The sequence below is a fragment of the Streptomyces albicerus genome (genome assembly GCF_008905045.1).
Taxonomy (GTDB): Bacteria; Actinomycetota; Actinomycetes; order Streptomycetales; family Streptomycetaceae; genus Streptomyces; species Streptomyces albicerus.
In genome coordinates, this window is the sequence record NZ_VWMY01000039.1 from 109,495 (window position 1) to 120,572 (window position 11,078).

At 67.7% G+C, this 11,078-nt stretch carries 8 protein-coding genes and 2 pseudogenes; 1 reads left to right on the forward strand and 9 read right to left on the reverse strand.

Translation table 11 applies throughout. The annotated features are described in order from the left end of the window. The first annotated feature begins 259 nt into the window (after positions 1-259). The gene (locus tag GAS53_RS32525) at positions 260-619 is read left to right on the forward strand and encodes a hypothetical protein (RefSeq protein ID WP_151481298.1); all 360 of its coding nucleotides are present in this window, start codon (positions 260-262) and stop codon (positions 617-619) included. A 23-nt stretch (positions 620-642) separates the two neighbouring features. Here GAS53_RS32525 and GAS53_RS32530 read toward each other — a convergent pair whose 3' ends face one another. From GAS53_RS32530 to GAS53_RS32570, 9 genes and pseudogenes are all read right to left on the reverse strand, one after another. Continuing rightward, the gene (locus GAS53_RS32530) at positions 643-2,265 is read right to left on the reverse strand and encodes an MFS transporter (RefSeq protein ID WP_225859226.1); all 1,623 of its coding nucleotides are present in this window, start codon (positions 2,263-2,265) and stop codon (positions 643-645) included. Between the two features lie 923 nt (positions 2,266-3,188). After that, positions 3,189-3,955, reverse strand: a pseudogene (locus GAS53_RS32535) (transposase). Positions 3,956-4,003: 48 nt separating this feature from the next. Then, the gene (locus tag GAS53_RS32540; RefSeq protein WP_192583379.1) at positions 4,004-4,363 is read right to left on the reverse strand and encodes a hypothetical protein; all 360 of its coding nucleotides are present in this window, start codon (positions 4,361-4,363) and stop codon (positions 4,004-4,006) included. Positions 4,364-4,521: 158 nt separating this feature from the next. Beyond that, positions 4,522-4,905 (reverse strand): annotated as a pseudogene (locus tag GAS53_RS58500) (zinc-binding dehydrogenase); the annotation flags it as partial. A 47-nt stretch (positions 4,906-4,952) separates the two neighbouring features. Beyond that, positions 4,953-5,954 (reverse strand): type I glyceraldehyde-3-phosphate dehydrogenase, encoded by a 1,002-nt coding sequence (gene gap, locus GAS53_RS32550; protein ID WP_151481300.1) that lies wholly within the window; start codon positions 5,952-5,954, stop codon positions 4,953-4,955. Between the two features lie 119 nt (positions 5,955-6,073). Then, complete coding sequence (locus GAS53_RS32555) at positions 6,074-7,030, reverse strand: GlxA family transcriptional regulator (protein WP_151481301.1); 957 nt, start codon at positions 7,028-7,030, stop codon at positions 6,074-6,076. A gap of 269 nt (positions 7,031-7,299) precedes the next feature. Next, a complete protein-coding gene (locus tag GAS53_RS32560; protein ID WP_151481302.1) occupies positions 7,300-7,908 on the reverse strand; it encodes an N-acetylmuramoyl-L-alanine amidase in 609 nt (202 codons plus the stop codon). A gap of 30 nt (positions 7,909-7,938) precedes the next feature. Continuing rightward, on the reverse strand, positions 7,939-9,417 hold the full coding sequence (locus GAS53_RS32565) for a sulfatase family protein (protein WP_151481303.1): 1,479 nt from the start codon (positions 9,415-9,417) through the stop codon (positions 7,939-7,941). 55 nt (positions 9,418-9,472) lie between these two features. Beyond that, the gene (locus GAS53_RS32570) at positions 9,473-10,852 is read right to left on the reverse strand and encodes a family 43 glycosylhydrolase (protein WP_192583380.1); all 1,380 of its coding nucleotides are present in this window, start codon (positions 10,850-10,852) and stop codon (positions 9,473-9,475) included. Between the last annotated feature and the right edge of the window lie 226 nt (positions 10,853-11,078).

Sequence of the window (11,078 nt, forward strand, 5' to 3'; positions counted from 1 at the left end):
CACACCAGCCCTTTGACCTGCGACTTCAAGTTGGCGGATGCTCAGTGGTCTTCCCCTCGTCTCTGGCCACTTACCGCTGGAAGTCACACGACGATGTGACTTCCAGCGGTAGGTGGCCATTCGCCCTCCTGGTTGGCCGCCGTGGAGCTCTCCGCTGCAACCAGACTCTTGAGCCGGGACACCGTAGTTGAAACCTGGCCACGGGAGTTGGAACCAGCGTCGGGGCGGCAGGCGGGGGCGGCACCGATAAAGTCGGCTGGTGACCGAGCGCATTGTCCAGCCGTCCCTGCCGACCCGAGATCAACTCTGCGCTCTACGTGACCTCGTTCATGGGCGGATCTACTCCGCGGGTTCGGTTGCCATTCGGCTTCCCGGTGAACCGCCTCATGCTGCGGACTCCGGTGTGGCCGATATGGCCCGTGCCTCGGGCGCCCTGTATGACGTCACCAACGTCGTCTGCAAGCGGCTGTTTGCCGAAATCGACACTGGTCAGCCCGGCGTCGCTCCCGAGCTCGCGCGGGAGGCGCTTCTCGCGATCGCAGACGCTTGGCGAGATGCGTCCAATGTGCCCGCTGAGCTGCGGAAGCTGGTATTTGATGCTGCCCTGCGGCGGGCCTGAGCCTGGGTTCTGCCATCACACTCTCAGACGGAGCTGCGGGCCTCTTCGTAGTCCGGCTCCGGTATCGGACCCTTCTTCTTTCCGGCAGCAGGCAAGGTAATCAGCAGCACAGCTGCTCCGAGGAGTGCGATGACCGCGATCCAGCCCGCGCCGACGTGCATAGCATGGATAAACGCATTATCAGCAGCCTGAGCAAGAGCGGGCCGGTGGATAGTGGTGGCGACGTGGCGGGCCTGTTCGGCGGAAACTCGCGCCTGATCCTGCACCGGACCGGGTGCACCCTCCAGCGAAGGTTCGATCGCACGGCGATACGTGATCGACATGATCGTGCCGCCTACTGCGATTCCGATCACACTGCCGGTTTGTCGCACGGTGTTGGTGACGGCCGATCCTGCACCGGCCTGTTCCAACGGCAGGTCGCTGATCAATGCGGCCGTAACGGGGCCGATCACCATGCCGATCGAGAGACCCTGTATCAACAACAGGATCTCGATCCAGACGAGTGGAGTTTGGAGTCCGAGGAGCCCGTACCCGCCCATGGTCAGCGCAGCCACGGTTAGCGCCGGCACGGTGACAAGGCGTAGCGGCAGGCGGCGAACCAGGCGGGAGGCAAGGGGCGCCCCCGCGAGCGCGCCGAATGCGGTCGGGATATTGGCCAAACCCGCTTTCATCGGCGAAAATCCGAGCGCGCCTTGCAGGTAGAACGCATTATAGAAGGTGATGGCGGCCACACCGAAGAGCAGCAATCCGAGTGCCACATTGCCGCCACCGAATGTGCGTTGCGCGAACAGTCGCGGATCAAAGCTGGGCACCTTGACACGCAGTTCGACGAGTACGAAAACGGCCAGCAGAACCAGACCGACAACGATCGGCGCCCAGACGTCGGTACGACTCCACACCGCCACCTGCCCCGCCCGGATCAGCCCGTAGGCCAACGCCACGAGCCCACTGATCGACAGCAACATTCCAGCGGGGTCCAGTGGTCGCAGAGTGGGGCTGCGGAAATTCGGAACCAGCACGGCAAGCCCGACCAACGCCAATGCCGCGACCGGGACATTGATCAGAAAGACCGAGCCCCACCAGAAATGATCGAGCAGGAACCCCGCCAGCACCGGGCCGGCAGCCATTCCGACACCGGCCGACGTAGAGAAAATGCCGATCGCGGCAGCCCGCGCGGGGCCAGTAAAGGTCCACATAAGGATGGCCATCATGGCGGGCGTGATCAGCGCGCTGCCCACCCCCATCGCAGCTCGAGCTGCAATCACCTGACCCGCATCGCTTGCGTACGCCGCCCACAGCGAGGACCCGGCGAAGATCACCAACCCACTGGAAAACACAGTCCGGTGACCGAACCGATCGCCCAATGCGCCTGCAGTGAACATCAATGTGGCGAAGGCCAGAGTGTACGAACCGGTCGCCCATTGCAGCTGACCGGGATTGGCCCCCAGTCCACGAACCGGGTCTGCAAGGGTCTCCAGCGTAGTACTCAGGACGGTATTGTCCAGCCAAATCAGCAGAGAACACAACATAAGAACGGCAAGAATCAACTGCTGCCTGAACTTCGGCAACGTTGGAGGCGCGGACATGAACACCTTCGGATATCGATCGGCGGGAACCTGAACGACTGGACCATAAGCAAACTCCACGACGCCGTCAAGCTTAGAGTTTCCTGTCAATACTGTTGCGGCTGAACGGACTTTATGTCCTCTGCCGGATTTGCGAACTGAGCAATTTTGTGCCCTCTGGCGGATTTACGACTTGAAGGATTTCATGGCTCCCGGAGGGTTGCGACTGGGCGGATTTCATGCCCTCCAGTGAGCTGTCGCACCGCGTCCTGCGACCCCAACTCGGTGCCCACGCCGAACCGCAGCTCCTGCCCGCCCAAGACTGCCGGAACACTGGCACTTACCTGACGCTTTACCGAGCACCAGTTCTGCGTCACTCAACATGGCCTTCAGAACTCAGTCCCGGCGGATCGGGTTCGGCTGAGCGGGGTCACTTGCTTTGTCGATCTTCCGTGGGAGATCTTCGGCGTGCTGGATGAGGAGCCCTCACAGTGCCGCGTAGTGGTCGAGCGGATTGGGTCGTGAGAGCTGGGACCATGTGCTGCTGCGCCGGAGGTGCCAGGCCCGGCGGACGTCTGGGGGGTGTTCCGCTTCGATGGGACGCGGAGCGAACCGGGGTTCGCCTCGGGTTACGTCGTCCCAGACGTAAGCGCACGCCTCCTGACGCTTGCGGTCGTCCATATTGGGGCCGACAGGACCAGGGACTGGCGGCAGTTCAGCGATGATCGAGCCCCATGTCTCGCCGGCCAACGACCAGCCTTGCAGCGCCTGGCGGCGTCGCCGGTAGTCGATGGGGGAGCTTCGGTGTCAAGGTCCTGGGCCAAGCCCTCCAACGCAGCGGTGAAGCGGGCCGAGCCGTAGTTGTTGAGCCACTGATAGAACTTGGCTCGTGGCGGCGTATTGGCCGTCGGCGAGGTTGATTCCCAGGACCGGCCCCCGGAAGCAGGCGCTAAATGATCTCTGGGTCACCTCAGGTGTGCTTGGCCATCGTGTGGCCCGCTCGTTTATCCGGCGAGGGCGAGGTTGTGCACCCGGGCGATGCCGCGCATGGCGTGGTGGACTCCGTCGCCTTTGAGCCGGCAGTCGCGGAGGATCTTCCAGGTCTTCATTCGGGCGAAGACGTGCTCGACGCGGGCGCGGACCTGCTCGTGGGACTTGTTGTGCGCTTCCTTCCAGTCGGGCAGATCTTCGCCCTTGCGTCGACGATGGGGCATGACAAGTCCCGTGCCGGGATAGCCGCCGTCGGCGATTGTGAGTGTCCTGCCGACGGCGGCCTTGGCGCCGGATTCCTCCCACGCCTTGCAGTCATTGCGGTTCCCGGGCAGCGGTTGGCCGACCACGACGACGAACCGGTTGTCGGCGTCGATGACGCCCTGGTGGTTGGTGGAGTACCGGCAGTTCTTCGACTGCTTGGCGATGGTGTGATCGCGAGTGGGCACCAGGGTGCCGTCCACGATGGACACGGTGTCCTTGGCGAACCGCTTGCGGGGCTGGAGCGCGAGCATCGGTCCGAGATGGTCAATCACGCGGGCCACCGCGGATTTCGACACCCCGAACAGCGGCGCGAGCTGACGCATCGTCAGGTTGGTGCGCCAATACGCCGCGACCAGCAGCGCCCGGTCCTCCAGGGGCCGGCTCCACGGTCGACCCTTGCGAACCGCATCCGCACCTCGCGCCGCAGCACGGTCACCAGCTGCCCGAAGGCGTGCGGGCTCAGCCCGGTGAACGGGGCTATCCAGGACGGCTCCGACGCCGCGATCACACCAGCCACGCCGGGATCATCGCACCGTAGCGTGCCCCGTCAGCAGGCCTCCCCGCCTCAGCGGAACTCGTGGACCAACTGGATCTCGCCGACAATGTGGGCGTTGAAGTCGTCCAGCTCCTCGGCCGGAACCCAGAGCTCGAGGATCGTCTGCCCGCCGGCCTGCTGGATGGGATACCGGCTCAAGAACTCCGACTCGACCTCGAAACGAGTGACGAAGCCGGCGCCATCGTGCTTCACGTTCCAGTCCCGCGCGATCCTGACCGCGTAGTCCTCGTTGAGGACCGGGTAGAAGATCGGCTGCTCGGGCAGCCGGGGCGGCCAGGCACGCCAGTTCAGCTCCCGAACCAGATCCAGCTCCTTGGGGCCGGTGGGGCGCCACAGGGTAGTCGTTGCTTGCTGGCTGGTCATCTGCATCGCTCTCTAAACGTAGGCCGGGTACGGCGGGTCGGGAGACCGGACGATACCGGCACCGCGAACTCAGCAGCCACGCAGTTTCCGCACCCTGGCCAGCTCCATGACCAGCAGTTACGGGACAGCCCTTGGCTGCAGGCATGGGAAGACCTCGGGCGCGCGCCGCGCGCGTGGCCGGTGGCGCTGACGTCGTGAGCTGTGGCGGCCGCCTTCAGCGGGAACACGGCGTGCAGCGGGACAGTGAGGCGGCCATGGTCGGCGAGATCGGCCGCCAGTGGCAGTCCTGCCCAGCCCGTCGACTCTCCTGCTTCGGAGCGGGAGAACCGCACTCCATTTCGGCCGGCGTCGAACTCTGCGATGGTCACCACGCGGTGCGGCTCGCCGGCAATGGCCAGTTCGGCAAGAGAGCCCTTACCGGCCGCGTCCAGCACCAAGTCGACACCGTACGGAGCCAGTGGGGCAAGGCGATCGGCCAGCCCCGCCCCGTAGGTGACCGGTACGACGCCGAGCTGGTCGAGGAAGCCATGGTTGCCTTTGCTTGCGGTGCTGGCCTGCGCGGTCGCCGGAGGCGGGCCACCACCCCGGCGTCCGGTCAGCGCGCGGCGAGGAACTCGAGCGTGTCGATCACGCGGTTCGAGAAGCCCCACTCGTTGTCGTACCACGCGACCACCTTGACGTGGCGGCCGTCGACGCGGGTGAGGGCCGAATCGAAGATCGCCGAGGCGGGATTGCCCGTGATGTCGGACGACACGAGCGGGTCGTCCGAGTACTCGAGGATGCCGGCGAGCGGCCCCTCCGCTGCGGCGCGGTACGCCGCCAGCACGTCGTCGCGCGTCACGTCGCGGGCGACGGTCGTGTTGAGTTCGACGATCGAGCCCACCGGCACCGGTACGCGGATCGAGTCGCCCGACAGCTTGCCGGCGAGGTTCGGCAGCACCAGGCCGATCGCCTTGGCGGCGCCGGTCGTGGTCGGCACGATGTTGACGCCGGCGGCCCGGGCGCGACGGGCGTCGCGGTGCGGACCGTCCTGCAGGTTCTGCTCCTGCGTGTAGGCGTGCACCGTCGTCATGAACCCGTGCTCGATACCGGCGAGTTCATCGAGGACCGCGGCCAGCGGCGCGAGCGCGTTGGTGGTGCAGGAGGCGTTCGACACGATCGTGTGCACGGCCGGGTCGTAGGCGTCGGTGTTGACCCCGAACGCGAGCGTGACGTCGGCGCCGTCCGACGGCGCGCTGACGAGTACCTTCTTCGCGCCCGCGTCGACGTGGGCCCGGGCGGCCTCGGCCGAGGTGAAGCGGCCGGTGGCTTCCAGGACGATGTCGACGCCGAGTTCGGCCCACGGCAGCTGCGCCGGTTCGCGCTCGGCCAGCACCGTGATCCGACGGCCGTCGACGACGAGGGCGTCCCCGTCGGCGGTCACCGGGCGTCCGAGCCGGCCGGCCGTGCTGTCGTAGGCGAGCAGCCGGGCGAGAGTGGCGGGCTCGGTGAGGTCGTTGACGGCGACGATCTCGACGAGGGCGCTGTCGCGCTCCAGCAGTGCGCGCAGCACATTGCGTCCGATGCGGCCGAATCCGTTGATGGCGATGCGAGTCATGAGTGAGGTCCCTTCCCTTCCACACCAGGCTCGCCCGCGGCTCGCGCCGCTGACAGTGGCGGGATCGTCACGGTTCAAAAGGATCCCGCCACGGATCCCGCCACGCGGTGCCGGGCGGGTTACTCGCCCCGGGTGAAGGTGCGCCGGTACTCGCTCGGTGTGGTGCCGAGGATGCGCTGGAAGTGCAGGCGCAGATTCGCGCCGGTGCCCAGTCCGACGTCGGCGGCGATCTGTTCGACGCCGCGCTGCGAGCGCTCGAGCAGTTCGCGGGCCAGGTCGATGCGGGCGCGCATCACCCACTGCATCGGTGTGTAGCCGGTCTCCTCGACGAAGCGCCGGGAGAACGTGCGCGGCGAGACCCCCGCCTGCCGCGCCAGTATGTCGAGGGTGAGGGGCTCGCCGAGCCGGTGCAGCGCCCACTCGCGGGTGGCGCCGAAGCGCTCGCCGAGCGGCTCGGGGACGCTGCGCGGCACGTACTGGGCCTGGCCGCCGCTGCGGTAGGGGGCGGCGACCAGACGCCGGGCCGCGTGGTTGGACGCGGCCACTCCGAGGTCGCCGCGCAGGATGTGCAGGCACAGGTCGATGCCGGAGGCGGCGCCGGCCGAGGTGAGCACACTGCCCTCGTCGACGAACAGCACGTTCTCGTCGACCTGGACGAGCGGATGCCTGGCCACAAGTGCCCGCGTGTAGTGCCAGTGCGTCGTGGCGCGCCTGCCGTCGAGCAAGCCCGTGGCAGCGAGCGCGAAGGCGCCCGTCGAGATGGCGGCGAGCCGCGCGCCCCGGTCGTGGGCAGCGATCAGTGCCTCGACGACAGCCTGCGGCGGCTCGTCGCGGTCCGGGAACCGGTAGCCGGGGACGAAGACGATGTCGGCCCACGCAAGAGCGTCGAGGCCGTGGGCGACGTGGTACGCCAGGCCGTCACCGCCGGTCACGAGACCAGGTGCCGCGCCGCACACCCGCACCTCGTACGGCATGCTCGCGCGGGTCGTGAACACCTGCGCGGGAATGCCGACATCGAGCGGCTTCGCACCCTCGAGCACAAGGACGGCGACGCGATGCAGGCGGGAGGCTGGCACAGGAAGAGGTTACGTGGGGCGTGACTGCGATACGCCCACTGCGCGGACCGGGCAGACGACACCGGCCGGGCTGTCTTCCACGTTTGCAGTCCACCGCCCGTCGCACCCGTCGCCCGCCTCGAGCCGATCTGACACCAAACACCCGCTCAAGAGAAAACCTCTACCCTCCACGCTCTCCAGGACCCCATCCCCATCAGCCCCGTCGGGCCAAGTCGGCCGCTCACGGGCCGACTGAAGCGCTCCCTACGTTGTTCGGCGGGACGATCGGCTCACGCCTTCCGTACCAGCTCAAGGTAGTGGTCCCAGTCCCAGTTGGATCCAGGGTCGGTGTGGGTGGTGCCGGGCACCTCGTTGTGCCCCAGGATGTGGGTGCGGTCCAGCGGAATCGCGTATCGCGCGCACACGGCCGCGGTGAGTGCCGCCGACGAGGCGTACAACTCCTCGGTGAACCAGACGGGGTCATCGACCCAGCCCTCATGTGCGATGCCGATGCTGCGGTTGTCGTAGTCGTCATCGCCGGCATGCCGGGCGATGTCCTTCTCCCGTACGCACTGGCCGATGTGGCCGTCCGCCGAGCGGACCACATAGTGGGTCGAGGTGTGCCGGTCGGGATTCCGGAAGACGGCGACGGTGTCGTCGAAATGCTCTTGCGTGACATGGATGACCACGTAGTCCACGGGATAGCTGCTGGGGCGCTGCGAGACGCGGTAGTTGGCGGGAGAGGCAGGCATCCACTGCGCGCCCGCGTGGTCGACGGCACCAGGGGACATGCCGGCGCCGGCCGCGGCACCGGTAGCCGTGCCGGTGGTGGCTGCCGCGGTCAGCGTGACGGCGGCACCGCGCAGGACTGTGCGGCGGGAAGGGGCATTCGGGGGCATGAGGTCTCCGGTGGGGAGCTGGAAGCAGAGTCAGGTCCGGTGCCAGTTGTGCCGGGGCAGGTTGGGGTTGTACTTCCCCTTGGGCAGGTCGTCGGTGAGGCGCAGGGACCAGCGCTGCAGGCGCTCCAGCAGCTGGGCTTGCACCTTCCGCAGCGGCGGATCGTCCCAGCGGTTCTTCAGCTCCATCGGGTCGGTGTCGAGGTCGTAGAGCTCGCCGGTGCCGTCGACGTGGGAGTACAGCTTGTAGCGGTCGTGCCGCAGCGCCCGGGAGGTGCCGCTCTGGGTGACGGCGTTCAGCTCGTCGTAGCGGGTGCCCTCATACGGGAAGTGCAGCTCCGGCCGGGCGTCGTCCGCGTAGGGCAGGCCGCCGTAGCCTCGCTCGACGACGATGTCGGCGAACTCCGCGGCCGGGTAGTCGGTGCCGGTCAGCAGCTGCCACATGCTGCGGCCCTGCACCCCCAGCGGGATCGGCCGGCCGACCACCTCGCACACGGTGGGCAGCAGGTCGGCGAGCGAGACGAAGTCCCGCTTGTTGTCGCGGGCCTTGACGCCGCAGCCGTGCACCACCATCGGGACACGGGCGAGGACTTCCGGCATCCCGGCGCCCTTGCGCTGCAGCCCGTAATCGCCCACATAGTCACCGTGGTCGGAGAGGAAGACCAGCAGGGTGTTCTGCCACAGGTTCTGCTCCTTGAGATGGTCGACCAGCCGGCGCAGCTGGTCGTCGATCAGGCGGAGCATGCCGCAGTACGTGGCACGGTAGCGGCGCCACAACGTGTCGTAGCCGGGCCGCTTCTCCTCCACCAGATCACGCAGCCACTTGTACGCGCCACCCTTCTCCTCGGCCGCCTCGGGGCCGCACGCCCGCTCCGGGACCTCGTCCTCGCCGAAGAGGGAGAAGTACGGCTCCGGCGCCTGATACGGGTTGTGCGGCTCGGGCATAGACACCCAGGAGAAGAACGGCTTCTCCTCGTCCCGGGCGTCGATCTGCTTGATGGCGTCGGAGACGATCCGGTGCGCGTACTGCAGCTCCACCGGGAACGGGGTCGGTTCCTTCGTCGGCCCGTGCTCGATGGACTTCAGCCACTGCGAGAACGCCCGCTGCTCGGTCGTCTCATCCGGCCCCGACTCATGCCCGTACGGTCCGGCGAAGGCGTCGAAGTCCTCCTTGCTGCCCCGGTACATGTGCGTCTTGCCCGCGTAGAACCGCTGGTAGCCGGCCGCGCCCAGCACATCCAGCAGGTCGTCGCCGCGCGTCACCTGCTCCGGCGTGGTGTTGGAGTTCTGCCGTACCCGATGGGTGCTCGGCCAGCGCCCGGTCAGCAGGCTGGTACGCGCGGGAACACACGCCGGGGCCGTGGTGTACGCGCGGCGCAGCCGCATGCCGTCCTCGGCCAGCGAGTCGAGAAACGGCATCGTGTCGAGCGGAAAGCCCTCACCGGCGGTGAAATCGGCGCGTTGCTGGTCCGTCATCACAAACACGATGTTCGGAGAGGTCGGGCAGCTCACAATGTCCCTTTCCGGTATGGGGAACGCGGTTGGAGCGATCGGATGGAGGAGCGAATCAACGGGCCGGTCCGCGGCCCTGGCGCCGGACGTACAGGCGGTTGCCCTCCGGTCCGGTCCACTCCAGGCGTACGACGCCGGCCACCGCGGAATCGTCGATGCGTGCCGGATCGGCCCAGTAGCCGAATGCGGGATTCCGGAAGAACGTGGCCCACGGGCGGCCATTGTGGTCCTTGAAGAAGTTGTTGTGGCCGGCGCCGACACCCGCGGTGTAGCGCTTGGAGTACGGCCCCTCGAAGCGGTCCGCGACGGCGACGACAGCGTCGTACTGGTAGTGGGTGCGGCGCGTGCCCGGCGGATCGTAGGCGTAGCGGGTGCTGCCGTCGAGATTGGTGGACGTGCGATCCCAGGCGGCGTGCAGCAGGTAGTACTTGCCGCCGTGCTTGAAGACGTACGCACCCTCGAGATAGGGCTCGGGGTCGTACGCCGTCTGCCGGAACGACGGGAGATTCGTCGCCGGGACGATGTCCTCCATGTCGTCCCGGAACTTCGCGTACAGGTTGTTGTGCAGCACCAGCCACGCGTCGCCGTCCTCGGTGTAGAGGCTGCCGTCGATGTGGTAGCGCGCGATGGGCTTGGCAGGTGCCGGCTTGTCGGGGACCAGGTCGCCGAAGGGCTTGTCCAGGTTGCCCCGGACGAGGCGGTACGGCCCTTCGACCCCGCCCTCGCTCACCAGCAGGAACGACCCGGTCTTGAGCGCGTTGTCGCCCATGCAGGCCATCAGGTACCACGTGCCGCGGAAGTAGTGCAGCTCCGGCGCCCAGACATTGCCGCGCTTGCCGCTCTCGTCGTCGTACCAATGCTCCTGCCAGGGGGCGACGACCGTACGCGCAGTCCGGTTCTCGCCGACGAATTCGGGCGACCACACCTTGCCCTTATCGGCGCCGGGGCGGATGCCCGTGGTGTCGGCCAGCCGCCACGGGCCGTGCAGGGACGGCGCCGTCCACACGAAGATGCCGTCGTTCCACGGGGTGGCCGTGGTGAGCCCGGGCACCCGGCTGGTGCCCGTCGCCACGTACATCGGACGGCCGTCGACGACAAAGCAGTTGACGTAGGTGTCACGCATCCAGACCCGGCCGAGCGGCTCGTCGCGGGGGCGCAGCTCGAGGTTCAGGAGAAAGGAGTTGTCCGCGCGCGGCCACAGGTCCTCGCGGGTGTCGGCGAGGCCGTAAGGCTCCGGGTCGGGCCAATTCGCCGGGTACCGCCGGCCGCTCGATGCGGGCTGCGCCGGCATCGCCTGGGCAGCCGCCGCCGGCAGCGCCGCCACCCCCAGCGATCCGGCCATCCCGGCGAGGCCGGCCGCACCGACCGTCCTGGCCGCACCGCCCAGCAGCGCCCGCCGGCCGATCCACCGCCCGTTATCGGAACCGGTGCTCATCAGTCGTACTCCCCTTCGTCGTCCAGCATCGCGGTGTGCCGACCCGGCTCAGCGCCTCCACCGGACGCCGGCACTGCCGCGCCCAGCCGTGCAAACGCGACCGCTCCCTGCCTCCTCACGGCGCGTGAGACGGCGTCCCTGGGGGGGTGCTTCTATCTGTTTGGTCAAGGTCTGTGGGCTTGGTCAGGCTGTTTGTTGGTGCCCGGGTTGGTAGAGGGTGCGGTGC

What these genes read in the sequence shown, in the direction of transcription:
- GAS53_RS32570 (WP_192583380.1), bottom strand. Translation starts at nt 10,852, where the DNA reads ATGAGCACCGGTTCCGATAACGGGCGGTGGATCGGCCGGCGGGCGCTG.
- gap (WP_151481300.1), bottom strand. Translation starts at nt 5,954, where the DNA reads ATGACTCGCATCGCCATCAACGGATTCGGCCGCATCGGACGCAATGTG.
- GAS53_RS32540 (WP_192583379.1), bottom strand. Translation starts at nt 4,363, where the DNA reads ATGCAGATGACCAGCCAGCAAGCAACGACTACCCTGTGGCGCCCCACC.
- GAS53_RS32560 (WP_151481302.1), bottom strand. Translation starts at nt 7,908, where the DNA reads ATGCCCCCGAATGCCCCTTCCCGCCGCACAGTCCTGCGCGGTGCCGCC.